The organism is Candidatus Bathyarchaeia archaeon (assembly GCA_041447175.1).
GTDB lineage: Archaea > Thermoproteota > Bathyarchaeia > Bathyarchaeales > Bathycorpusculaceae > JADGNF01.
In genome coordinates this window covers 1,611,685-1,633,903 of sequence record CP166960.1, presented here as the reverse complement: position 1 = coordinate 1,633,903, position 22,219 = coordinate 1,611,685, and the positions used below count along the sequence as shown (strand labels likewise).

The following is a 22,219-nucleotide window of genomic DNA, read 5'->3' as shown; positions in this document are numbered from 1 at the left end:
GCTGGACTAAAGAAAAATTATTCTGTTTTTCATTTCGTGTTGTTTTGTCATCTCGGCTATGACTTTAAGTTTGGATATACATTCACCGACTGAAAGTTTCTGTTGATGCACATAGATTATTCCAAAATGTTCCTTATCAATAGCCATTCTTAGAAAATCTGTGTCATGAGTGAAAATCACTGCCTCAATTTGGATGGCCGTTTTTAACTGCTCTTCATCAGTCATGCCGAGTTTGCCAAGGTCTTTGGCGGAAAAAGCTACTATCCCCCTTCTCTTTAGTCCTTCAGCAACTGCGACGTTTACGCTTTCGTCCAAGTAAATCTTTAGACTTTTTGGCGAAATGATTAGGTCATCTGCCTTTTGTGCTTCTGTAAAGTTTCTGAATGAATTGTTTGTCCTCTTTTATTCTGTTGTCCACTTCTGTTCTATGTTCATAATAGTATGATAAGGCATCGTGAATTTGTTCTAGTCTAAGGTGCGGGTGCGCGTTTATGATGTCGTCTGGAGTGACGCTCATGTACTCATACTCTACAACAATATCCACTACTCTCAAACGTGTCCCAGTTATAACTGGGGCGCCATTGCAAACTTTTGGGTTAACTTCAACATAAGGGTGCTCCGTTTTTGTCTGCACTACTGTTGCCACCACTCACACGTTGTTAATGAATCAAGCAACTCTTAACTTTTATTATCAAAAAAAGTCAATTGCCACTAATGCAGTTTTACTGCTGTCTTGATTTTATGTGTTTTATGTGGTCTTTTATGTTTCATCTTACACGATGCGTACTATGAAAAAATTTTTTATAACAGTTATACTTGGTATATGCTCAGATGAATCTTGATGGACAAGAAACTGCTCCTCAAAGAATCTGGCGCCCAGCAGCAAGTCAAAGAAATCGCCGTCATGCAAAACCCCCGCGACCTCAAACTCGTCCTAAGCAGCCTCAGCTGGAACATCCTCACCTTGCTCAACGAAAAAGCCATGTACCCCATGCAAGTTGCCCGCGCACTGGGCATGCACGAACAAAAAATCTACTACCATATCCGTAAACTGGAGCGATCAGGGGTCATTTTTGTAGAGCGGGAAGAAAAAAAGAAGGGCGCCATCGCCAAATACTACCGCACAGTTTCCCCTGCGTTTGGCATCGAATTCTCCAACGGCTACAAACCCATGCAGCGCCCTTCCCTTTTGGCAGTAAGTCAGCAAATCCAAGACTTCTTTGCGGGTTTCCTTACCGCTGACGGCGCTTTTGATGGAAAAATTGTGGTTGGCAGCCCCACCCCGCATGGACCCTTTAAAACCAGCGCCCGAGACGGACATTATGCGGCGCATTTGACGTTTTTTTTGGGGCAGTTTGTGAAGATGCCTGAGGATTTCGCCATAAAACTGGACGTGGATGTGAAGGCTGAGAAAGAAGAACGAAATAATCTTCTTCTGGTGGGCGGTCCAGGCACGAATTTGATAACTCAGGAACTCAATGAGCATCTGCCGATTCGGTTTAACATGCAATCAACGGCGCAGGGCTACTTGTTTGGCGGTTTAGTTTCCCAAAAAACGGGTTTGGTCTACACCGCAGACGTAGCTGGGTTAATTGCCAATATTCCCAATCCGTGGGACAGCAGCAAACGCGTCATCGTTTTAGCGGGAAACAAGGCAGTTGGCACCAAAGCCTGCGTTTTGGCGTTGACTAATTTCTGGAAAAAAACCCTGCATGCCTATCACGGTGAGGAGAATTTTGCGGCGGTTATTCAGGGCTACGACTTAGACGGCGACGGCAAAGTTGACTCCATAGAGGTTCCTGAATAATTGTTCGCCGCTGAATTCACCGAAGTAATTCACGGTTTTGGGCATCCGAACGTGCAGGCTACCCATCATTCAACCGTCGAGTTTACGCGGGAACGTGAGCTTTCCAAAAATGGCGACTGCATCCTTGTGGTAGCCGCTGACAAAGGCTTAACCGACTTGAGCGGCGAATTTAAAGCCGCGCTCCAAAACCCCAACGCCAAACTCACCATAAAAATTCAAGTGGCTGACCATTCCGAGGAAATCCACGCCCAAGGCTCCCCACACCTCTCCCTTTCCCACCCAACCGAGATGGTGCTGCGGAAAAGCAGCTTTGCCTCCGAGCGCACTCTGGGTGTCTACGCCGATAAAGCCGCCAAAGACCTTAACCGTGAATTGGTGGAAAAACTTAAAGACCCAAAGCAACAAGCAACCCTAATCCTAACCGTGCGAACCTTCTGCTGACCTGCGGCACTTTTGGTTTTGTCTTTGGCTGGCAATTCCGCTTCTTTTGTGTCTTCTTTGTCGATTGGTGTTCTGTTTATTTTCATCACCAAATAGGTCAGCAGTAAACATGACGCGGCAGTGAGCATAATAACCGCTATCACCGCGGTGTCGAGGTTTCTATAAATTGACATTAAGCCGACGAGGATGCCAAACAGCGTGAATGACGCGATTGTGACGGTTTTAAGGGAGTCGAGTTTCTCCAAAGTTGTCCCCTGTGTTTCTTTTGCTTTGTGTATCCTGTACAGGGGCAGGGGTTATAGTCCTACCATTTAGAGGCAAAACTCTAAGACTTAGAGTACTCTTTCACTTGATTTCGGCATCCAGAACCGCCTGCCACTCATACGGAGCCGTTTCCCGCACCGTCTTCACAACCTCAAACCTGACAACTTTTCTCCCCGCCGCCGCAACGCCCTCAGCGAAAAGCCGCCTAAACTCCTCCAGCGTATTGGGCATGCGAACAAACCCATAAAAATGTACGATGCCGCCCTCCGATTTCACGGCTTTACAGGCAACATCAATAAACGCGTCGGCGGTTTCAGGCAAATTCATAATAACCCTATCCGCCGCACCCGCCAATTTTTCATCCACGATTCGTCTGGCGTCGCCCACAAAGGCGTGGACTCTGCCTTCTACCTTGTTTAGTCGCGCGTTCTGCTGAAGCAGGTCAATGGCGTCAGCGTTGATGTCGATGGCGTAGACCTGGGCGGTTTTGCAGCTTTTAGCAATCGGCACCGCAAACGGACCCACCCCCGCAAACAAGTCCACAACAGATTCACCCTCCCCGACAAGCTCCGCGACCCGTTGATGCTCATGGCTAAGCCGTGGGCTGAAATACGCTTTTGCCATATCCACAAAGTAACTGCATCCATGCTCCCTGTAGAGGGTGCGCGTGTGTTTTTCTCCCGCCAAAAACTCGAACTCCCGCAGCCTAAACGTGCCGCTGACTTTGCCCGCCTTCGCCAAAACAACCCGCGCACTCCGATGCGCCTGCAAAACCGCTTTCCCAATGGCAGCTTTGTAAGGTTCCAGTTCAGGGGGCACCTCAATTATAGCAATATCCCCAACAACATCTAAAGCGCGGGGCAGACTGTCAAGCAGGTTGGGTGGGAGCTGGTCGGCGAGACTTTCGGCGAGAGTTTTTTCTTGCTGTTTTTTCTCGGGAAAAACATGTGTTGTTAGTTGGGCTTGGGGCACCTGCAACTGCAGTTCTGCGGCTTCGTTTTCGGTTGGTTTGCGAACCAGCGGAATGAAGAGATTGCCGTTTTCGCCTTTTTGAATCTGCAACCGCTTTTCGGTTAAGCCCAGTTTGTTGGCTAAGTTAAGGGTTTTTTGACCCAGCGTTTTGGGCACGGTGAGGCTTGGGGCTTCTTTAGGCATCTGGTTCCGCCTGTTTTTCTACCCTGTAGAGGGCGCCGACCCTATTAACATTGAAGCGAACGCCCAGGATTTCTTGAGCCAGCCAAATGTTTGTCTCCAAATGCTCCGAAACAGTTCGCGTCAGATACACGGAGGCCCCTTTAGCCAGTGCCATGTAGGGAATCAGCATGTCCGCCAAGAACGTGTCCACCGTAGCCTGCCCCGAGATTTCGGCAAGGAGCTTTTCAGCAGCTTGGTTTCCGACGGTTTCCGCAGTTTTTTTCAATTCTCCAATGGCATCAGCGCCCAAGATTGCTCCCGTGTCGGTTTCTGCCCACATCACCATGCTGCTGCCCTTCTGTAGGGTGTTGGAGGTGTCGTTTACAACTTGGATGTCGGCTTTGAAGCCTTCCATGGCGAGGCGCTGGGTTGCTGCGTCGGCTTGACGCTCAGCCACTTTTCGGTCCGCCAAAAACGTACATACCGAAACTCCTTTCACCGCCGCCAGATTGCTGAACTCTTCCAGTTGAAGAGGCTGCAAACTTTGCGTTGGCTCCACATTCAGGCTTGCGGCGCCGTTGCCCTTCGGGAAATACCCATAACGCTGTACCTCCAACTGGGCTTTCACGCCCATGTGTCTGAGGGTTGGCAAAAACACGTGCCGCAAGTAGTTTATGGTGGGGGCATGCAGGGTGTCGGTTCCGCCTTTGCAGACTTGGAGCTGCACGGGGTTTTTGGCGAAGAGGCAAACAGGCAGCGCCGTCATGAACAGCATAGGAATGCTGCCTGCAGTTCCGATTTCGGCTTGGATGGTGCCGCCACGGATTTCCTGAGGCTCAAACCAGAGCTCCCTGCTCCCCAACGTGGCGCCCTTCAGTTTAGCGCGGCAAAGCTTCGCAGTGGTCAAAACGGCTTCTAAATGTTGGGGTTTTAAGCCGGGTTTGGGGCGATTTTGCCTGATGTGGGTTATGTGAAGGGGTTCACCTTTGATGGCGGCTAACGCCACCGCTAAGCGCAGTATAGTTCCGCTTCCGCTTTTTTTGCTTCCATCAATCTCAAGCATCAGTGATGCGCCTTTTTCTATGGCAAATTTCAAATAATAAGCTGCACCTTAAGTACTTTCAACTATGGTGACTGGTGTGAGTGCGGACAAAGAAAAAATGGACGATTTGGTTCACAAAATCGATGACCTCCTTTCGGTTTTAAAGAACGTTTCTGAAGACCTCAAAACCGTCTCGTCCAGCCTCAAATCCATGGCTGTCGCCCAAATAACCAGCAGCCAAGCTTCCCCCACGCCCAGACCTGTCCCCTCAGAGTCTCCTCTACATTCCGCGGCATCCACACCGCAAGCCCCCCCCGAAGCTAAATCGCAGGATGTTAACGACATACGGACGATGTTTTCCCCAGACCTCACAAACCTGCTGCTTTTCGAAGACAAAGGCGAATACGTCATGATTAAACCAAAACAGTTCTTGGGTTCAGAGAACTTCGCCAAAATCGCCTCAACCGTACGCAGCGTCGGCGGCGAATATGTCAGTGCGGGACGCGACAGCCACTTTCGCGTCTACAAGAAAAGTGCATAGTCTTTCCCTTTTCACTTTAAGGCTTTTCCAAATGCAAATGCCTTATCCAACGCTTCAGGCTGCTCCTTAACCTGTGCTTTTTCTGATGCCTTTACCCGAATTTTTTCTGCAAACTCCATCCCCAAATACCTCAACGACATGTCAAACATCTGCAATAAGCATTCGCAGGCTTCTGAGCCTTCTTCGGAGGGCGCAATCAGCACGGCTTTTTTGCCCTTCAGCTTCCCCGAAGCAACGTAGGGGCGGAGTCTATCGATGAGTAGCTTCATTTTTGCGGTGGGTCCATACCAGTACAGCGGTGTACCAAACACGATAACGTCGGCTTCTTCCAGTTTGGGGTAAAGCTGTTTCATGCCGTCGCCGATGACGCATTGGTGGGTGCCTTTTTTGCAGGCTCGGCAGTCCACGCAGGGCTGGATGTCTGCGTCGTAAAGGTACACTTTGTCAATGTCGTGGTTGGCTGCGCCTGCCCCATAGAGCAATGCGCTGACCAGCAGGTCGGTGTTGCTGCCTCGGCGCGGACTTCCAACTAACCCCAAAACCTTCATGTCAAATTCCTCACAAAACAAAAAACACCCAGCCATTTAAACAATCCACAGTCTCAGTAACGCACTTTAAACGTGGAAAACTCTTCCACAAACGGTTCCCACTGTATGTCAAAGCGGGTCACCACAGCTTGGTTGGGTCCACGCCTGCAGAACTCCAACAGCTTCTGGATGGGTTCTTCTTCGCCCTCAAAAACTGCCTCCAGTCTGCCATCGGGCAAGTTCCGTACCCAGCCTTTCACGTCCAGTCGGAGGGCTCTTTCCATGGTTCGAACTCGAAAAAAGACCCCTTGAACTTTACCGCTGACGAAAATGTGAACTCGAGTTTTAACGGTGCCTCACTCCGTTTGTAAAAACAGTGCCCATGCTGCCTAATTAAGGCGACGAAAACCAAAACGTGGTAGCTACATCCAGCCTTCAGGTTTGATGGGTTCGCCCACCGTATATAAAAACAGGCTTGCCGAAGAGGGGCCAAGCCGTTTAAATCGGCTGCTGAGTTCCTTGACCACGGCGGCGTAGTTGCGGGTTTTATCTAACCCCTCAAGATACACCCTAAACGAGCCGTGTTGTCTGCGGATTTCTTGGAATTGTTGGGCGTTTTGGATGGTGGCTTGGATTTTGCTTTTGTTGCGCACAATGCCTGAGTCCTGCTTGAGTCGGGTTTGGTCGGCTTGGGTGAATTGGGCAACTTTGGGTATGGAGAAGTCTGCGAAGGCTTTTTGGGTGGTTGCCCACTTTTTATCGATGACGGTCCAGTTTAAGCCTGCTTGGAAGATGACGCGGCTCATGTTTTCAAAGTAACCGTCATCGTTTTTTGGGTGCCTGCCTTGGGGATACCACCAGCTTGGGAGCTGCCAACTTTGCGTTTGCATAAAGACGCCTTGACAAGTTATATGCGGGCTGGATTTAAGCCGATGTGGCTGCATTATGTAGCAACCTTTTCAGTTTAAGTACCCTCTCTCCTGTGTCTGCAAGTCGCCTTTACAAGGACATTAAAAGCATCCGCTGACGAACCCCTTATCGGTGACCGAAATGAAAAAACTTCAACAAGGAAACCTTGCCCTTTACACATCCGATGCAGCTACGCCCACCCAGCGTCAGCGTCTGCAACTCGTAAAAAACGCCGCTGAAAAAACGGCAAGCCAACTCAACCTAAACTTCGACTTCCATCAACAGCCCAGCCGAAGCAACGCCATCTGCGTGTACTACGAATGTGCCGGTGAGGAGCCTGTGCCCGTCTACTGCGATGAAGGCAAATTAGGCAATCAGGAGGAAATTCAAGCAAGTATAAGTAACGTGATGTTTGTGTTGTCTTTTCATCCTCGGCATGCGGCGCTTACGCAGGTGCGGGAGCGGCTGTTACACTTTCGTGAATTGGATGCCTTGGTTAGCCAGCGTGACTTCATAGACTTGGTTGACATCGAAGTTAATGCCTAAGCTGTCGTATTCCTGCTCCGTTAAAAACAGCAGAATCTTGGGCATGGACATTTGTTGTTTCTGCGGGAACATGGGCATCTGTTGCTGTACGGCTTGAAGCACATCTTGGATCATTTTTGCTTCGTCGGTTTGGGGGCGCATGACGAAGTTGTTGCCTGAGATTTCCCGTTCCTCGATTAGTTCAATGCGTTTGCCCAAGTTGCCGTCTAAGTCGCGGGTTGATTCGATTTTGTTAACTCTTACCTTGAACATGGCTGATTCACACTCGGTAGGAATAGGTGAGTTCAAGAATTTAACCTCTCCCTTGGGCTCTGGGCGTTGTAGGTTTTGTTATGTTTTAGGTTAAATTTTATATATTTGCCGCATGTATATGTGGCTAACATAAAGAGGGAATCTCATGAAACTTGTAACCGTCCTCCTACCAGAAGCATACCTCGAAGGCCTAGATGAACTAGTTCGGTCAAACATGTACCCAAGCCGCAGCAGCGTGATCCGTAGCGCCGTCCGCGACCTCCTCAAAAAAGAACTCTGGGAAAACAAACGCGGCCGATAAAAAACCCCTTTTCCTCTATTTTCCGCTTTTATCTTGCAGATTCTGCCTTCTGTCTAAGCAACTCTGCACGCTGCGCAGGGTTCTCTGCGTGAACAATTTCGCGCCCCACAATCAAATACTTTGCACCAGCTTTCACTGCGTCTTCTGGTGAACCACCCTGCGCGCCCACGCCCGGCGCGTAAATGGGCACCGCCTCGCCCAGAACAAACCGCATTTCCCGAACCTTCTCTGGCACCGTCGCCCCAACCACCACGCCATCAGCCTTCCATCGGGCAGCTTTGCGCGCAAACGTTAAGTACTGCTTGGTTTCTGCGTTGGTTTCGGCGTCATGTATGGTTTGTCCGTAGCCTTCTGCGGCGCCTTTGTGACTCATATACCCCAGCAAGATGACGCCCCTTTGCCGCTGTACCGCAGCCTCAAAAATGGGTTTCAACCCCTCCTCCCAGCCCACAAACGGGTTCGCTATAACCGCATCAAACCCCGCGTCAAAGTAGTATTGAGCGATAACGTTGTTGGTGTTGCCTATGTCGTTGATTTTGCAGTCCATGATGGCAAGCAATCCTTGGCGGTGGGCTTCTTTTATGAGGGTTTGGACGCCGCCAAAAAGGTCAAGTGGCAACGTGAGGTGATGGTTAAATTTAACCGCGCAAATATAGGGGCTAACCCTATCCAAAAGGTTCTTGGCTTTTGTGAGCAGTTGTTCACGTTCCAGTGTGCTCTGATAAGGAAAATCCAGCGCCAACACAATGCTGGAGTGCTTGCTTTTTGAGTTATCTTCCATCTGATGCTTAAACGACACGCTGTGCACCGCTTCAGTGTTAGACGCTGAACCTATAACTCTTGCTGTTTTCCCGTTGCGTTGGAAATTCATATATGCCCTTCTACGTGAAGGTTTGTGGGGTAACTTTTGAGTGCGGTTGTGCTGGGCGAACTTGCAGCGTTAGGCGCAGCTTTCTGCTGGGCAATAGCTCCAATATTGTACCGGCAGGCTCTGTTCCAAACCCGCCCCGTATCCGCAAACATCGTGCGGTCCGCAACTAACGCTCTTGTGATGCTGCTGGTTTTGTTGGCGCTTGGAAAATGGAGTGCCCTCTCCAGTTTGCCTCTTCCGGTGCTTGGGTTAGTGGCTGCCAGCGGTGTTGTCGGCTTGGGCGTCGCCGATACGCTATACATGGTGGGGCTTCGTTCCGTGGGTGTTTCTGTGGCGGTTCCCTTAGCCGCAAGCTACCCCCTCTTCAGTCTGCTTTGGGCTACACTTTTTCTGGGGCAACCCGTGGCGGCCTCCGCGGTGGTTGGTGCGGTGGTGATTGTGGCGGGCATTTGGCTGCTGAGCCGCGACCGTGACGCTGTTTCTTTGCCGCTTAAAGGCAAGTTGGCTTTAACTGGCATTGCGGCTTCTCTAGCAACAGCCATCATGTGGTCCGTAAGCATCAGCTTAATGGACGCCGCCATAGTCCTGTCGGGGGCAACCAGTTTGGACGCTAACTACGCCATGATAACCCTGCGGGTCGCTGCCATAGCATTGTTCCTTTCGCTGTTTGCACCTGTACTGGACAAGAACCGCGGTTTCTTGAAGATGAAACGCCGCACCATAATCCAACTCTGCATTGGTGGGCTGGTGGCAAATGGGGCAGGCTGGTTTCTGCTAAACTACAGCTTTCTAAACATCCCTGAAGCCGTAGCCGTGCCCATCTCCTCCGTTACGCCCCTGTTTAGCGCCATCGCAGGGTTTATGCTGTTTCATGAGAAAGCAACCCTTAACCGCGTGTTAGGCGCCGTGGTCATTGTGGTTGGCGTCATGCTAATTTTCATAGTCTAATCATTAAGGCTTCGCAGAAAAACGTTACAGATTTATACCTCCTTTCTGAAGTGGATGCATTGAGGTCACGCTGTGTCTATTTCGCCAAGCATACGAGAAGTTCTCGCCCGAAGAATCGCAGGAGAAATCATATTCAGCAGCAAACCCGGCTCCACCATGAAAAAATGGCGCGAACTTTTTGCCGTCAGCCAAATCAGCCTTAGCGAAAAAATGTCCCTTAGCAGCAGCACCGTCATCAGCGACTACGAAAGCGGCAGACGCAAAAGCCCCGGAGCAAAATTCATCCGCCGATTCGTCTGGGCACTGCTTGCCATCGACGAGGCAAAGGGCAGCCGCTTTATCCGTGAATTCACTAAACTCACCAGTTCCCCCAGCATGGCCATCGTGGACCTACGTGAGTTTCCCATACCCGTGCGCGTTGAGCACCTGTCCAGAGCCATCGAAGGCGAGGTGGTGGTTGACGCTGAAAGATTCGTCAAGGAAGTTGAAGGCTACACGGTGGTGGACGCCAAGAAGGTTGTGGAGGCGTTTTCGGGGTTGGAGTATGCACAGTTGTTTGGGGCAACAACGGAGCGGGCGTTGGTGTTTACAAACGTGGAAAATCCTGCGTTGACTATGATGATTGTTCGGGTTAGCCCTTTGAAGCCGCGGGTGGTGGTTTTTCATCGGGTGCGTCCTGACGAGGAAGCGGTTAAGCTGGCAGAATACGAACAAATCCCCCTCATATACTCCGCTTCGCCCAACGTGGAGCAGCTGGTGCATTCCCTGCGTAAACTGCATCGGATTGCCTTGAGGATTAAGCTGGGGCGACGGGTGAAACCCCCACCAAAAATAAGCGCCTAGCGTCACCTTTTAAATATGCATAAGAGGAATGCCATAATGCTTTTATTCTGAAAACTTTCAGACCACTAGTAGGTGAACTTGTTTGCAGAATTTTGTTGTTTTAGGAAACTGGACCAACGAGGGCATCAAAAACATCTCCTCCGTGCCAGACAGGCTCCAAACAACCCGCAGCATGATTGAGAAGGCAGGCGGAAAAATGCAGATATTTTTAACCATGGGCGAATACGATTTTGTGATGGTCGTTGAGATTCCCAAAGACGAGGACATGGCGGCAATTATGCTCTGCGTCGGCAGCATGGGCAACATCCGCACCAAAACCCTGAAGGCATGGGCGGAAGCAGAGGGCATAAAACTGCTGTCTGCACCACACCCTTAACGAAACGTGTCAACATATGTTTGTCTGCTGCTGGGTGTGATGCCTTCAAAGACAACGAACAGCGGCGTTTTGTCTGGATATGGATAAGGATAAAACCGCCCTCACGCCTAGTCCCCTGACCAAGACATGCAAAACGCCAAGGAAAACTCCGTTTTCGGTTCACTTGCCAAACCTGTCCAAAACGCTTTAACGCAGGCAGGATTCACCCAGCCTACCCTGCCCCAAACCTTGGCGTTTCCCCCTGTTTTAGCAGGCAAAAACGTCCTGCTGATTGCGCCCACGGGTACAGGAAAAACCGAAGCCGTACTTCTCCCCGTCTTTTCTAGGCTAATTGAGAAAAAAGCCCAAGGGCACGAACCCAAAGGCATCCAAATCATCTACATTACGCCTCTTCGAGCCCTAAACCGCGACATGCTCAAACGGCTCACCTTCTGGAGCCAACAACTCGACCTTTCGGTGGATGTGCGCCACGGCGACACCGAAATGAAAATCCGACGTAAACAAGCCCGCCAACCACCCCAAATGTTGGTCACCACGCCCGAAACGTTGCAGGCAATTTTGCCCGGTAGCCAAATGCGCAGACACCTCTCCAACATTGAATGTGTCATCGTTGACGAAGTGCATGACTTGGCGGAAAGCAAACGGGGGGTTCAGTTGACGCTGGCCTTGGAGCGGCTTTTCGACGCGGCACAGCATGAGTTTCAGCGCATCGGCTTGTCGGCAACAGTTGGCAACCCCGAGCAAGTGGGCAAATTCATCGCGGGAACAAGCCGTGAAGTTACGGTGGTGCAGGCGGTTTTAGCCAAAAACTACCGCTACCTGGTGCAGCATCCCACTCCGACCGAGAAGGATTTTGAGCTTGCAGGGAAATTGGAGACCAGCGCGGAAGCGGCAGCCAGAATCCGCGCCCTCACAGACCTAATCGACACGCATAAGTCGACGCTGGTTTTTGTTAACAGCCGAACCATCGCTGAAATGTTGGGGCACAAAATGAGCATGCTAAACCGCCCCGACATCGCTGTGCACCATGGCTCCCTGAGCAAGGAGGAACGGGTCAGCATTGAGGACAGCTTCAAGGTGGGAACCCTTAAAGCCATCATCGCCACCAGCACGCTGGAGCTGGGCATCGACATCGGCAACGTAGATTTGACGGTGCAGTACATGTCGCCCAGGCAAGTCAGCAGTTTAATTCAGCGTGTGGGCAGAAGCGGACACAGCCTTGAGCGGCTCAGCGAAGGCGTACTCGTCACGGTTTACCCCGACGACACCTTAGAATCCATCGCAGCGGTAGAAAACGCCCAAGCCAACCGCATCGAACCCGTGCTCATTCATGAGAATGCGTTGGATGTTTTGGCGCATCAAGTTGCAGGCGTGCTCATGGACCAACAAACCACCACCGCAAAGCAGCTTGAAGAAACCGTGCACCAAGCATACCCCTACCGCAACCTGAGCGAAAAGCAACTTGTGGAAGTGGTAGATTTTTTAGCCAGCCTCCACAAACTACGCCTAGAAACAACCACAGAAGGCAAAGTTTTGCGCAAAACAGGCCGAACCCGTGAATACTACTACGGCAACCTTAGTATGATACCCGACGAAAGACGCTACCCCGTCATAAACGTGCTCAGCGACCGCAAAATCGGCACGTTAGGCGACGAATTCATGGCGTTAGACGCGCGGGTCGGCTTGCATTTTATTATACGCGGCAAAGTTTGGCGCATCGTACAAATAGAGGAAGAAACAGGCACTGTACACGTGGTTCCCGCCGAAGACCCCTTCGCCGCAATTCCAGGTTGGGACGGAGAAATGTTGCCTGTTCCGTTTGGTTTAGCCCAGCAAACAGGTGCGGAACGGGAAAAAATCGGCAAACTCCTAAAAGAAGGCAAACCCGTGGAAGATGTTGCGGCTGAACTGGCTGCGGAGTTGCAAACCGACAAAGCAACGCTGATGGAAACCGTTACAGAAATTGACGAGCACCAAAAAGAAGGTGCACCCCTACCCACGCAGAGCCGCATCTTGCTGGAAGCCTACGACCGATACCTGATTATGCATGCGTGCTTTGGGGAAGTGGTGAACCGCACGTTGGCAGGAGTTTTTGATTCGGTGCTTTCAGAGCGCGAAGTCATCACGGGTTGGTGGGCAGACGGCTACCGCATTCTGGTGGAGACGCCCCGAAAGCTGTCGCGTCGAGAAGTTGAAGAGCTGCCCCAAACCCTTTTCAACTTAACCGACGAGCAAGTTGATGCGGCGTTTGAGCGATACGTGCACGCCAAGTTTCCCTTCGCCTACAAAATGAAGTTTGTCGCCGAACGCTTCGGTGCCCTGCCACGGGGCAAAACCATGAGTCCTGAGCGGCAAGCCAAACTACGGGCAAGCTTTGAGAATACGCCTGTTTATGAGGAAACGTTACGGGAAGCGATGCTGGAAAAAGCTGATTTGACCAAAGCTAAGCAGGTTTTGCATGAGATTCAAGAGGGAAAAATTGCGGTTTCACCGTTGAAGCGAAAAGAGAAGCCGACACCGTTGGCTTACCACATTTTGGCGCAGTACGCCGACATAAGCGAGTTGATGGCTCCTGAACGGGTCATTTTAAGCAACATTGACCGAATGAAAAACGCCATAGACGCCCGAACGGTGACGTTGCAATGCATGAACTGCGGCAACTGGACAGCCCAAAGTCGTGTGGGCAAGCTTGCTGATGAGCCGCAATGCGGGGACTGTGGTTCGCGGCTGCTAACACTGCTTTACCCTAGCCAAGACCCCAAAAAAATGCAGCGGGATTTGCAGAAACGCCGACGCGGCGACGAACTCAGCCCCGAAGAACTCAAGGAGCTTACGCAAGCCCGACGCAAAGCCGACCTGATTCTCAGCTACGGCAAACAAGCCGTCAGGGCGTTGCAGGTGAAGGGGGTGGGTGCAGAAACGGCGTCACGGATTCTGGGCAAAATGCACCCCAACCAAGACGACTTTTACACGGACTTGTTGAAGGCGAAAATCCAGTACCTGCGCACACGCGAGTATTGGGGTGACAGGGAAAAGACTCGGTGACAGGGTTCTTCAGTTTGTTGTGGTCAAGGTTTAATTCTTAACTCCAGGCTGTGGGAGGATTATGTAATTTTCGTGGGTGATGTTTTTGTTGGGCTCCAATTTGGAGCGTGTTCTTGCATGCTTATTGTATTAACTCCATTTGGTTACTTAGATTAACCTGAAAACTAAGAGGCCGTCTGTGTATGGTTCTAGATATCGTTTTCTGATAGCGGAGTCAAGCCTACCGATATGCGATATTCATTAACTATGGGTAGTGCATCTGTTATCTTTTCGGGAGCTCTACTTGCACAAACATGTCTATCTTGATTGGCTGAAACTGGACATATAAAACCAAGCCGAATTAAGTCGTCAACAACATCCAAGATAGCGCCTTTTTCGCTACGAGACTTTCCTTTCGGTACATTATCAATTGAAGTGTGTCCCAAATGCTGATTTTTGCCTTCGCCACACCAGTACCTATTGACCCATAACTTATTTAAAATAAAACCTACGTATTCACGCTCCTCTGGTTTCATGGACGATAGGGTTGGTGGCATAACGGAGGATTTATCGCTACCCGTTTAAATGTTTTAGCTTTGGAATATTTTAAAATCTTATTGGTAAATAGTAAACTTTAAGTGTAAATAAATACTAACTGCTTCTGAGGTTGAAGCGTTATGCAAGAAATCCAGAAACGTAGTGGGAAAAGGGCAGACTCTGAGGAATATGCAACAAGAGGGCCATTCTCAAGCATTTTCGGAGGACCAACAGCCAGACTCTTCGACCAAGCATACATTGTAGGGAATTCAGAGCAAACCATCTCCATGTTATCTGAATCAGCTAATCTCTCTTACAAGACTACAAAAGACGCGTTGAAGAAACTTGTGGATATGGGCTTTGTTGTACCTACAAGAAAAATTGGGAACGCTCAGGCGTATAAATTCCACCTAGAAAACCACATGAGCAGTTTGCTAGCATGTGGTGCACAGTTCCAAAAAGAACGCAAAGACCTTTAATTCTCAACCTTTTCCAAAATTATGACGAAGAAGTATAGTGGTGACCATATTCCTTCCAGTTGTCAGTTCGTTTGCTTGCATTTCATCTTAGTGTACCCCATTATTCTTGTCCGAATAATTATTCCGCAATCCTCAGAAGGTTTAAACTGAAAATCTGTTTTTAGTGCTAAAGCCAATGCTCTTCTTAATCAAATGGACCCCACTAGGTTGAAGGTTATTGGAGAAACGAACCGACAAGGACAGAGCCAAGGTTTTAATAGCTATGCAAGTTGGATTTGTTTAGCAGTGGTTGCATGGAAAACAGGGATCAGCCCAGTCAGCTTAAACCTACGCTGAGCCTTTGGGATGCCGTAAGCATAAACGTTGGCGCCATAATTGGCGGCGGAATCTTTGTTGTAACGGGCATTTTGGCGGGGTATGCGGGTTCGGCGTTGGTGGTTTCGATGGGGTTGGCTGCAGTTTTGGCGCTGTTTACGGCGCTAAGCTTTGTGGAGTTAACAACTTGGCAGCCCGTCGAAGGTGCAGCATACGAGTACACGCGACGGCTGGTTTCGCCGTTTGCAGGTTTCCTGACGGGCTGGATGTGGGTGGTTGCAAACACCTTTGGCGGCGCCGCGGTTTCTCTGGGATTTGGTTACTACCTGAGTGCTGCTGTTCCAGGTTTACCCGCCAACGTCATAGCAGCGCTGTTATGTTTGGGGTTTACGGCTTTGAATTTTGTGGGGGTGCGGCAGTCCGCTTTTTTAAATAACGTGCTAGTTTTGGTGAAGATTGCAGTTTTGGGCTTTTTTGTTGCATATGGGTTAATGTTTGTTGAGGTGGAAAATTTTGTGCCCTTTACGCCCTTTAGTGAAGGGATGCTTTTTGGGTTGTGTTTCATCTTTTTTGCTTACGGTGGGTTCCCCCGAGTTGCCGTTTTGGCGGAGGAAGTTAAGGATGCCAAGCGTAATGTTCCGCGTGCGGTGCTGCTTTCGTTGCTGATTTGCGCCGTAATCTACGTGCTTGTGGGCGCGGTCGCAGTTGGTTTAGTAGGTGCCGAACCGTTATCTTCATCCAATGCGCCCTTAGTGGTTGCCATGGGCGGTTCGGGAAACGCTTGGGCTATGCAGGTTTTGGCAGTTGGCGGCGCAGTTGCCACGGCGAGCGTTTTGTTGGCGGCGGTTTTGGGGGTTTCCCGGATGGCGTTTTCCATGGCTCGCCGACGCGATTTTCCTGCGGCGCTGGGTAGGGTGCATCCGCGGTTTGGGACGCCTTATGTGGCGATTTGGATTGTTGGATTGGTTATGGCGGTGGTGGTTTTGTTTGCTGACTTGACCAGCGTGATTGCGGTGAGCACGTTTGGGCTGCTTTTTAGCTACGTGTGGGCAAACATCTCGGCGCTCAAGCTTAAGCATCGTAGGTACCCACGGGTGATTTCGGTTATTGGTTTGGTTTCCAGCCTTTCGCTTTTGGTGTTTATCTATTTTGCGGCGCCAAATTCGTGGCTTGCTGGGGTAGCGTTTCTGGGGTTGGGTGCTGTTTTTTACTGGGTTAAAAAAAGAAGACCTGAAACTGCTGCATAGTTTGTTGCGTTTTGCTTATGGTTTGGTGGGTTTTTTTGTTTTTCTTCGCGCGTATGTTGTCAAATTGATACTTACAGTTTGCCTTTGGATGGTACGTTATTTAGCTGTGGTGCGCTAAATTTTGTTGTTTGGGGTTGTTTTTGCTGTTTTTTTGTCTTTTTATCTTGTATCGCCATACTTCTGTTTATGCGTCATGACGTTTCTACAGTTTTTATATATCTTTGCCCAATGCGGTGCTGCAGGTTTGACAGAAATATGCTGTCTCAATAGTTAAATAGAATGAACACCGAGAAAGCAACTCCGAGGTATGAAATTGTCAGCCCTATCAATCGGAACAGAACTTGCAAGCGTGCCTTTTGACCAAATGATTCGCAACCTGCTGCTAGCCATGGTTGCCGCCCAAAACGACGCAAACTCTTCCTTCATTGCAGGCGTAGAAGACCTAGTTGACACTCCGGTTTCACTTAAATACCGCAAAACCAGCGACAACTCAAACGAAGAAAAAGAAATCTCTGGCAACGCATTAGCTTTCGGCATTCTGCCTACTCTTCTGCAAATCCAAAGCGGAACCATCCAGATAAAGATGGTAATCACCATGCAGAGGACGACCGAGGCATCAGTGCAGGTTAAAGCTAAAGGTGGCTGGGCATTCTTCTCTGCTTCCGTCGACGCGAAATACTCCAGCAAATACTCCTACTCCGTTGAAGCATCCAGTTTCATCGAAATCAAAGTTGCCCCTGCACCGCCACCAGAACCGCTCGTCAAAGCCATCGACAAAATCGTCCAAGACACAACCCCTGCACCTGCAGAAACACCCCCATCGTCGTAATGAAAATGTCTTCCCCTTTTACTTTTTTTTCCGTAATCTCCCAGTTACTCAACCAAGCTAACCAAGGCTTAGACCAAGCCGCTCAAGCAACCCAAGACCAGCCAGTCGCCTTTACTATCCCTCAAATAGAAATACAACTAAAGTGTACAGTACTCAATAACGGCGGACTGGAAGTTATCCCCTCAAACGCTGCAGAATCCAACTACTACAGCGACAAAGGGGAAAGTGAACTCAAACTAACCTTCAAATTAAAACCAGGTGAAAAAAATGTCTGATGAAAAAAATGAAAAAACCTCTACAGCAAACAGGGTTGCCGCGGCAACTGGGTTTGCAGCCAAATTAGACTCAGGAACCCTGATAACCTCACTGCAAAAAGACCTTCTGCGCGTCCACGATTTTGCCATGAGCCAAGAACGCTCCACAACCTTCGTGCTTTCAGACTTCACCTTACAACTCAAAGCTGTCGTCACCCAAGAAGGCGAAAAAACCATGTTTGCCTTGCCCACAAAACAAGGCGAAATTGACCCCAACTTGATGAGCACCCTAAACTTGACTCTGCGCCCCATCCCGCTCGCGGTTAAACCCATATCAAGCACACGTCCTGTCGAATCTGTTGAGGGTATCGGTCCAATTTTAGGTGCCAAATTGCGCGACCTTGGAATCGCCACGGTAAGTGATTTGGCGTTGGCAGCCCCGCAGGACTTATCTAAAGCTAAGATTTCCAGCAAGAAAGCAACTGAATTCATCAGTATGGCAAAGTTGATGGTGAAAAGTAACATCGCAGGCGTAGAAGGTGTTGACGAGCAAGTTGCAGAGTTGCTGGTGGTGGGCGCAAAGATTGATTCCAAAGAGAAACTTGCAGAAGCCACCCCCGAAGAGCTAACCGCCATCTTGACTAACGCCGTAAAAGAGGGGATAGTTAAGGTGCCTAAAAGCTTCAAGTTATCAGTTGATGATTCAGCAAGGTGGGTGGAGTCAGCCAAAACTTTGGTTGACAAAAGCCGCGCCCAATAGGAGATTTGACTATGTCTTTGGCTGAAGAAGGTATAAGTTTCGATGAAATGATACGTGACCTGTTGCTTGCGATGGTTTCTTCCCAGAATGAAGCCAACAAAGACTTCATTGCAGGCATCGAAGAATTGGCTGGCACCGACATATCAATAAATTACGTCAAAAACCTTGATGGAAACAAAAAAGAAAACCGCGAAATCAAAGGCAACGCCTTGGCTTTCGGTGTTTTGCCGACTCTGCTTAGCATTCAAAGTGGCGTTATCGAAATTCGTACAGCCATCTCCATCAACAAAAACACCACCTCTACAAGCAAATCAGTCAATAACGTGAAAGCCCGCGCAAATTACCTGTTCAAAGCCTCCACGGTGGATGCTAAGTATCAGAACACTTACTCTTACAAGGCTGAGTCCTCAAGCATCATCAGGATAACTGTGGTTCCCACACCGCCTTCGCAGGCTTTCATGGAAGCCATCAGGGCAGTAGCGGAAGGCGCAAAAATAAGTGACGCTGCCGTAAAGTAGCTATTTTTCTTCTTTTTTGTTTTCCCAGTAGAAGCCGCACAGTTCCTTGTTAATGAATTTCATGGGTTCCAGCATTAACCGCATGCCCATTGCTCGCAGATGAGGCGGCATGGCGTCTATTTTTTGCAGTCCCGCGCTGGGAACCGAGAATGTTACCTCCAAGTTGGAGCCCTCCTTCTTTATCAGTTGGTCCTGCTGCTTCTTGAACTCCTCCAGCCTATCCCTGAACGGTTTGTTCTCTTTTAGAAGGTTAACGTAGGCTACTCGTGAGGGGTCGTAGTAGAATTCGGCGACTTCGTTGAAGAACTCTACCAGCCAGTTGTAGTCTTCTGCTGTGGGCTTAATTGCCATCAGCAGCATGCGAAACACATCCTGAAAACCTGTTGTCGTAAACTCCTTAAACACGCCCAGGTAGTTTGGAGGCGTAGGACCCGAGGCGCGCATGTCGGCGCGGTAAAAATTCAGCAAGGACTCCGCCGCAACCTCCACCTCTAAGCCTTCTAAACTGTGTCCTTGAGATGCATACTTAACTAAGGCATTGTAGACGCCTTCAGGTTTGCCGTCCGAGGCGTAACCTATGGTGAACAACGTGTATGCAAGGGGGTCATTTGCTTTCGGAACACCCAAAAGGGCGGTCTTGATTTTGTTCCACTCTTGGAATTCTCGAAACGCCGCCAAAACCAAAACCCCACCTGTACTTAGCGAATATTTGACCATTTTTTTAGCCTTAACCGCCTCGACTAGCCCCAGCAAAACCAGTTTCTTAATGTTGTTTGCCACGGTTGCCCGAGGGAGCTGCATGGCATTTACCAGTTCGGCGAGCGGCGCTGAACCACAGTTGCCAAGCAGGTATATGCAGGTTAACTTTTGTTGGATTGCATCCTTCTCAGCAGGGTTGTTTGTGGCGTTTTGCTGATTAAGCGAAGGAAATAGGCTTAAAATTTTGGGGTCCACTTTTTTGCCGACTAAATGGTAATTTATGGGTCCCAGTTTGGCGTTTTGGCGTCGCATGGTTTTGTCTCTCAAAAAATACACCGTTTTATTGTATAAACTTTGTCAACATATCGTTCGACGCTTAGACTACACGGCTGCTTTAGTCGGTGGCGGCTTAGAACAAGGGGTTTAACGTTTAGACGTTGCCACAATCCACTTCACGTTGTCAAAGCCATACTTCTGCAGCAGTGGCGCCAAAAAGTTGGGCACCAAATCATCGTTCACTTCCCCAAAAACCACGGTGTCGCCTTCACGGTAAACTAAAGCTATGGTAGTGAGTTCCCCCAGCGCCTCATATTTTCCTTTAATTTCCCAGTACTCCTCATCGCCAACGCCTTTCTCCATGACCCATGTGTATTTTCCTTTGGGGTGCGAGTCTTCAAAGACGTTGAAGGCACAAACTACGTCTCCGACAACGTTTGCTTCTTCAGCGGTTTTTACACAGAACCATACCGTCATAAATTTCCCTGTGTATTGTTTATGGTGATATTGCTTATTTGCCTTGCTAAAAGCAAGGCTTCGTTAGGTGTCTGGATAAATGTTTGTTGTTGCAACAGTGCAGGCACAACCCTTTAAGTGCTTTCTCTGCATGCGTTATTCAAAAATGGAAAGTTGGTGCTTACGTGAATTTCGTAGAAGTTATGGAGCTACACCGCGTTATTGGGTCGTTCTGCTGCAAAAACCTGTCCAAACCGCCTAAACTAAGCATATTTGACTCTCAAAATAAAGAACAAGGCTACCTCCTCTACATCAAAGCAGAGGACACCTCTGGCGAGGGTTTTTTGAATTTCCTTAAAACAGTCGCCGAAACACGGAAACTGGAGCTGCGCAAACACCGTGACTCCTTTGTTCTTCAATCGCTCAGCAGCTGGAGCACCTCTGGGAACTTTTAAACGACGCCACCAACCACGCAATATGCATCTTTTGCGTGTTTAATGCAGTTAACTGAAATTGGTTGTAATTTTGGCGTAACCTTTTATGCATCTAGCACATATTCACCCAAGACCAAAAATGTCAAACCGACCCTCAATGGTAACTTTAGGCTTAGTTCTGACAGGAATTGTGCTTCTGCTCTCCACCTCCACCTGCGTCGAGGCTGCTTCGGCGACGTGGAGCCAAACCTACGGTGGACCTTACCCCGACAAAGCCTACGCCATGGTTAAGACCAGTGACGGCGGCTACGTTTTGACGGGAACCACCAACTCTTTCGGCTCAGGCATCGTAAACGCATGGCTTGTTAAAACCGACACCGACGGCGTGATGCAGTGGAACCAAACCTACAGCGGTCTAGAACAAGGCATATCCGACACTTTGACGCAAACTAGTGATGGCGGCTATGCCTTGGGCGGCTACACTTACTCAATTGACGAAGGCGGCATCTATGCTTGGCTTGTCAAAACCGACGCCGAGGGCAACCTCAGCTGGAACAGCACCTACGGCGAACTGGGCACCGCCATCGCCTACGGCATCACCCAAACTAGTGACGGCGGCTACGCTTTAGTGGGGGCATCAAACACTATCGGCGCAGGGCAAAGTGACGGATGGCTCGCAAAAATCAGTTCCACAGGCGAGTTGGAATGGTATCAAACCTACGGTGCAGACCAAAATGACGCCGTCTACTCCGTGGTTCAAACTAGCGATGGTGGCTACGCATTAGCGGGCGACTCTGACTCTTACGGTTCTGGGCAAGCCAATCTTTGGCTTATCAAAACCGACAGTTCAGGTGCGGTGCAGTGGAACCAAACCTACGGAGGCGCAAACAACTACATTTCAAGCACCCTCATCCCAACCAGTGACGGCGGCTTTGCTCTGGCAGGCACGGTTCAAATTGGCAACGCAAACAGATTTGTGCTGTTCAAAACTGACAGTTCAGGCGAGGAGCAGTGGACTCAGACTTATAGCGGAACCGTAACCAGCGATAACCTCAACGGCATCCAAACTAGTGATGGCGGCTACGCCCTCGTTGGAGTCACCGATTCAGCAGACCCTGCTCAAACCAAAGCTTTGCTGGTTAAAACTGACTCTTCGGGCGTGCAGCAGTGGAACCAAACCATCGGCGAATCAGGACAGAACGTGCTTGGCGCGGTGGTCCAGAACAGCGACGGAACCTACACATTAGGCGGCTACACTAACGCCACGGGCTCAGGACAAGGAGACTTTTGGCTGGTAAAAACCGACGCAAACGGTGCAGTAACCTTGCCAACCACCACCCCTACCCCAACCCCGACAATTGCCCCTACTGCAACAAACTCCCCCAGCCCGTCTCCATCTCCACAACCAGAGGAAGGTTTCCCCACATGGATGAACATCTTGATTTTCGTGGTGGTGTTTCTGGTTGTGGCTGCTGTGATAGGGTTTGTTTTGCAGCGGCGAAGAAAATAACGCCTCCTCCTTCCTTTCTTTTTCAACTCTCTGCCTCGGCTAGCTGGGCAAGAAATTAATACCAAAACACCCTACTACC

29 protein-coding genes are annotated in these 22,219 nt (G+C 49.7%); 17 read left to right on the top strand and 12 right to left on the bottom strand.

Annotated elements, in window-relative coordinates; genetic code table 11:
- Positions 1-6: 6 nt before the first annotated feature.
- Entirely contained in the window at positions 7-315 is a 309-nt protein-coding gene (locus tag ACBZ72_08505; protein ID XES76216.1) for a DUF5615 family PIN-like protein, read from the bottom strand.
- A 34-nt stretch (positions 316-349) separates the two neighbouring features.
- Positions 350-634 carry a DUF433 domain-containing protein gene (locus tag ACBZ72_08500; GenBank protein XES76215.1) on the bottom strand — a complete coding sequence of 95 codons (285 nt, stop codon included), beginning with the start codon at positions 632-634 and terminating at the stop codon, positions 350-352.
- Positions 635-841: 207 nt separating this feature from the next.
- Here ACBZ72_08500 and ACBZ72_08495 point away from each other — a divergent pair, with 207 nt between their 5' ends.
- A complete protein-coding gene (locus ACBZ72_08495) occupies positions 842-1,807 on the top strand; it encodes a helix-turn-helix domain-containing protein (protein XES76214.1) in 966 nt (321 codons plus the stop codon).
- Positions 1,808-2,248, top strand: a complete 441-nt coding sequence (locus tag ACBZ72_08490; GenBank protein XES76213.1) for a DUF371 domain-containing protein — start codon at positions 1,808-1,810, stop codon at positions 2,246-2,248. It abuts the gene before it with no gap.
- 345 nt (positions 2,249-2,593) lie between these two features.
- Here ACBZ72_08490 and ACBZ72_08485 read toward each other — a convergent pair whose 3' ends face one another.
- Together ACBZ72_08485 and rtcA are read right to left on the bottom strand one after the other, a co-directional pair.
- Complete coding sequence (locus tag ACBZ72_08485; protein ID XES76212.1) at positions 2,594-3,667, bottom strand: class I SAM-dependent methyltransferase family protein; 1,074 nt, start codon at positions 3,665-3,667, stop codon at positions 2,594-2,596.
- Positions 3,660-4,742, bottom strand: coding sequence for an RNA 3'-terminal phosphate cyclase (rtcA, locus tag ACBZ72_08480; protein XES76211.1), 1,083 nt, complete (start codon positions 4,740-4,742; stop codon positions 3,660-3,662). The genes ACBZ72_08485 and rtcA overlap by 8 nt, the downstream gene beginning before the upstream one ends.
- 43 nt (positions 4,743-4,785) lie before the next feature.
- Here rtcA and ACBZ72_08475 point away from each other — a divergent pair, with 43 nt between their 5' ends.
- A complete protein-coding gene (locus ACBZ72_08475; GenBank protein XES76210.1) occupies positions 4,786-5,229 on the top strand; it encodes a hypothetical protein in 444 nt (147 codons plus the stop codon).
- Positions 5,230-5,240: 11 nt separating this feature from the next.
- Here the strand turns inward: ACBZ72_08475 and ACBZ72_08470 are convergent, their stop codons facing one another.
- From ACBZ72_08470 to ACBZ72_08460, 3 genes are all read right to left on the bottom strand, one after another.
- Positions 5,241-5,798, bottom strand: a complete 558-nt coding sequence (locus ACBZ72_08470) for a flavodoxin family protein (GenBank protein XES76209.1) — start codon at positions 5,796-5,798, stop codon at positions 5,241-5,243.
- A gap of 32 nt (positions 5,799-5,830) precedes the next feature.
- Positions 5,831-6,088 carry an acylphosphatase gene (locus tag ACBZ72_08465; GenBank protein ID XES78671.1) on the bottom strand — a complete coding sequence of 86 codons (258 nt, stop codon included), beginning with the start codon at positions 6,086-6,088 and terminating at the stop codon, positions 5,831-5,833.
- A gap of 90 nt (positions 6,089-6,178) precedes the next feature.
- Positions 6,179-6,646 (bottom strand): DNA-3-methyladenine glycosylase I, encoded by a 468-nt coding sequence (locus ACBZ72_08460; GenBank protein ID XES76208.1) that lies wholly within the window; start codon positions 6,644-6,646, stop codon positions 6,179-6,181.
- Between the two features lie 160 nt (positions 6,647-6,806).
- Between ACBZ72_08460 and ACBZ72_08455 the strand changes: the two genes are divergently transcribed.
- Positions 6,807-7,211: a hypothetical protein gene (locus ACBZ72_08455; protein ID XES76207.1), complete on the top strand. Its 405-nt coding sequence runs from the start codon at positions 6,807-6,809 to the stop codon at positions 7,209-7,211.
- Here the strand turns inward: ACBZ72_08455 and ACBZ72_08450 are convergent.
- A complete protein-coding gene (locus ACBZ72_08450) occupies positions 7,134-7,463 on the bottom strand; it encodes an arcadin 1 (protein XES76206.1) in 330 nt (109 codons plus the stop codon). The genes ACBZ72_08455 and ACBZ72_08450 overlap by 78 nt on opposite strands.
- Before the next feature lie 145 nt (positions 7,464-7,608).
- Here ACBZ72_08450 and ACBZ72_08445 point away from each other — a divergent pair, with 145 nt between their 5' ends.
- A complete protein-coding gene (locus ACBZ72_08445) occupies positions 7,609-7,764 on the top strand; it encodes a ribbon-helix-helix domain-containing protein (protein XES76205.1) in 156 nt (51 codons plus the stop codon).
- Positions 7,765-7,792: 28 nt separating this feature from the next.
- On the opposite strand, the gene ACBZ72_08440 is transcribed toward ACBZ72_08445, so the two are convergent.
- Positions 7,793-8,635, bottom strand: coding sequence for an orotidine 5'-phosphate decarboxylase (locus ACBZ72_08440; GenBank protein ID XES76204.1), 843 nt, complete (start codon positions 8,633-8,635; stop codon positions 7,793-7,795).
- Between the two features lie 36 nt (positions 8,636-8,671).
- Between ACBZ72_08440 and ACBZ72_08435 the strand changes: the two genes are divergently transcribed.
- The 4 genes from ACBZ72_08435 to ACBZ72_08420 all read left to right on the top strand — a co-directional run bounded on the left by ACBZ72_08435 (position 8,672) and on the right by ACBZ72_08420 (position 13,847).
- Positions 8,672-9,583 (top strand): DMT family transporter, encoded by a 912-nt coding sequence (locus ACBZ72_08435; protein ID XES76203.1) that lies wholly within the window; start codon positions 8,672-8,674, stop codon positions 9,581-9,583.
- Positions 9,584-9,655: 72 nt separating this feature from the next.
- Positions 9,656-10,426 (top strand): transcriptional regulator, encoded by a 771-nt coding sequence (locus ACBZ72_08430; GenBank protein ID XES76202.1) that lies wholly within the window; start codon positions 9,656-9,658, stop codon positions 10,424-10,426.
- Positions 10,427-10,508: 82 nt separating this feature from the next.
- Positions 10,509-10,802 carry a GYD domain-containing protein gene (locus ACBZ72_08425; GenBank protein XES76201.1) on the top strand — a complete coding sequence of 98 codons (294 nt, stop codon included), beginning with the start codon at positions 10,509-10,511 and terminating at the stop codon, positions 10,800-10,802.
- A 126-nt stretch (positions 10,803-10,928) separates the two neighbouring features.
- Positions 10,929-13,847 carry a DEAD/DEAH box helicase gene (locus ACBZ72_08420; protein XES76200.1) on the top strand — a complete coding sequence of 973 codons (2,919 nt, stop codon included), beginning with the start codon at positions 10,929-10,931 and terminating at the stop codon, positions 13,845-13,847.
- A gap of 188 nt (positions 13,848-14,035) precedes the next feature.
- Here ACBZ72_08420 and ACBZ72_08415 read toward each other — a convergent pair whose 3' ends face one another.
- Positions 14,036-14,362 (bottom strand): hypothetical protein, encoded by a 327-nt coding sequence (locus ACBZ72_08415; protein ID XES76199.1) that lies wholly within the window; start codon positions 14,360-14,362, stop codon positions 14,036-14,038.
- 141 nt (positions 14,363-14,503) lie between these two features.
- Here ACBZ72_08415 and ACBZ72_08410 point away from each other — a divergent pair, with 141 nt between their 5' ends.
- The 6 genes from ACBZ72_08410 (at position 14,504) to ACBZ72_08385 (ending at position 18,765) form a co-directional block, all read left to right on the top strand.
- Positions 14,504-14,842 (top strand): hypothetical protein, encoded by a 339-nt coding sequence (locus tag ACBZ72_08410; protein ID XES76198.1) that lies wholly within the window; start codon positions 14,504-14,506, stop codon positions 14,840-14,842.
- Positions 14,843-15,135: 293 nt separating this feature from the next.
- Entirely contained in the window at positions 15,136-16,404 is a 1,269-nt protein-coding gene (locus ACBZ72_08405; protein ID XES76197.1) for an APC family permease, read from the top strand.
- Positions 16,405-16,717: 313 nt separating this feature from the next.
- On the top strand, positions 16,718-17,233 hold the full coding sequence (locus ACBZ72_08400; GenBank protein ID XES76196.1) for a hypothetical protein: 516 nt from the start codon (positions 16,718-16,720) through the stop codon (positions 17,231-17,233).
- Positions 17,234-17,238: 5 nt separating this feature from the next.
- Positions 17,239-17,508 (top strand): hypothetical protein, encoded by a 270-nt coding sequence (locus ACBZ72_08395; GenBank protein ID XES76195.1) that lies wholly within the window; start codon positions 17,239-17,241, stop codon positions 17,506-17,508.
- On the top strand, positions 17,501-18,247 hold the full coding sequence (locus tag ACBZ72_08390) for a DUF4332 domain-containing protein (GenBank protein XES76194.1): 747 nt from the start codon (positions 17,501-17,503) through the stop codon (positions 18,245-18,247). Before ACBZ72_08395 ends, ACBZ72_08390 begins: the two co-directional genes overlap by 8 nt.
- 11 nt (positions 18,248-18,258) lie before the next feature.
- Positions 18,259-18,765: a hypothetical protein gene (locus ACBZ72_08385; protein XES76193.1), complete on the top strand. Its 507-nt coding sequence runs from the start codon at positions 18,259-18,261 to the stop codon at positions 18,763-18,765.
- On the opposite strand, the gene ACBZ72_08380 is transcribed toward ACBZ72_08385, so the two are convergent.
- Both ACBZ72_08380 and ACBZ72_08375 read right to left on the bottom strand, forming a co-directional pair.
- Complete coding sequence (locus tag ACBZ72_08380; GenBank protein XES76192.1) at positions 18,766-19,791, bottom strand: winged helix-turn-helix domain-containing protein; 1,026 nt, start codon at positions 19,789-19,791, stop codon at positions 18,766-18,768.
- 96 nt (positions 19,792-19,887) lie between these two features.
- Positions 19,888-20,217, bottom strand: a complete 330-nt coding sequence (locus ACBZ72_08375) for a hypothetical protein (GenBank protein ID XES76191.1) — start codon at positions 20,215-20,217, stop codon at positions 19,888-19,890.
- Positions 20,218-20,381: 164 nt separating this feature from the next.
- Here ACBZ72_08375 and ACBZ72_08370 point away from each other — a divergent pair, with 164 nt between their 5' ends.
- Both ACBZ72_08370 and ACBZ72_08365 read left to right on the top strand, forming a co-directional pair.
- Positions 20,382-20,651 (top strand): hypothetical protein, encoded by a 270-nt coding sequence (locus ACBZ72_08370; protein XES76190.1) that lies wholly within the window; start codon positions 20,382-20,384, stop codon positions 20,649-20,651.
- Between the two features lie 118 nt (positions 20,652-20,769).
- Positions 20,770-22,140, top strand: coding sequence for a hypothetical protein (locus tag ACBZ72_08365; protein XES76189.1), 1,371 nt, complete (start codon positions 20,770-20,772; stop codon positions 22,138-22,140).
- Positions 22,141-22,219 lie beyond the last annotated feature (79 nt).

Coding starts and splice junctions, on each gene's coding strand:
- ACBZ72_08495 (XES76214.1), top strand. CDS start 842: ATGGACAAGAAACTGCTCCTCAAAGAATCTGGCGCCCAGCAGCAAGTC.
- ACBZ72_08485 (XES76212.1), bottom strand. CDS start 3,667: ATGCCTAAAGAAGCCCCAAGCCTCACCGTGCCCAAAACGCTGGGTCAA.
- ACBZ72_08460 (XES76208.1), bottom strand. CDS start 6,646: ATGCAAACGCAAAGTTGGCAGCTCCCAAGCTGGTGGTATCCCCAAGGC.
- ACBZ72_08455 (XES76207.1), top strand. CDS start 6,807: ATGAAAAAACTTCAACAAGGAAACCTTGCCCTTTACACATCCGATGCA.
- ACBZ72_08450 (XES76206.1), bottom strand. CDS start 7,463: ATGTTCAAGGTAAGAGTTAACAAAATCGAATCAACCCGCGACTTAGAC.
- ACBZ72_08445 (XES76205.1), top strand. CDS start 7,609: ATGAAACTTGTAACCGTCCTCCTACCAGAAGCATACCTCGAAGGCCTA.
- ACBZ72_08440 (XES76204.1), bottom strand. CDS start 8,635: ATGAATTTCCAACGCAACGGGAAAACAGCAAGAGTTATAGGTTCAGCG.
- ACBZ72_08420 (XES76200.1), top strand. CDS start 10,929: ATGCAAAACGCCAAGGAAAACTCCGTTTTCGGTTCACTTGCCAAACCT.
- ACBZ72_08415 (XES76199.1), bottom strand. CDS start 14,362: ATGAAACCAGAGGAGCGTGAATACGTAGGTTTTATTTTAAATAAGTTA.
- ACBZ72_08410 (XES76198.1), top strand. CDS start 14,504: ATGCAAGAAATCCAGAAACGTAGTGGGAAAAGGGCAGACTCTGAGGAA.
- ACBZ72_08405 (XES76197.1), top strand. CDS start 15,136: ATGGAAAACAGGGATCAGCCCAGTCAGCTTAAACCTACGCTGAGCCTT.
- ACBZ72_08395 (XES76195.1), top strand. CDS start 17,239: ATGTCTTCCCCTTTTACTTTTTTTTCCGTAATCTCCCAGTTACTCAAC.
- ACBZ72_08390 (XES76194.1), top strand. CDS start 17,501: ATGTCTGATGAAAAAAATGAAAAAACCTCTACAGCAAACAGGGTTGCC.
- ACBZ72_08385 (XES76193.1), top strand. CDS start 18,259: ATGTCTTTGGCTGAAGAAGGTATAAGTTTCGATGAAATGATACGTGAC.
- ACBZ72_08375 (XES76191.1), bottom strand. CDS start 20,217: ATGACGGTATGGTTCTGTGTAAAAACCGCTGAAGAAGCAAACGTTGTC.
- ACBZ72_08365 (XES76189.1), top strand. CDS start 20,770: ATGTCAAACCGACCCTCAATGGTAACTTTAGGCTTAGTTCTGACAGGA.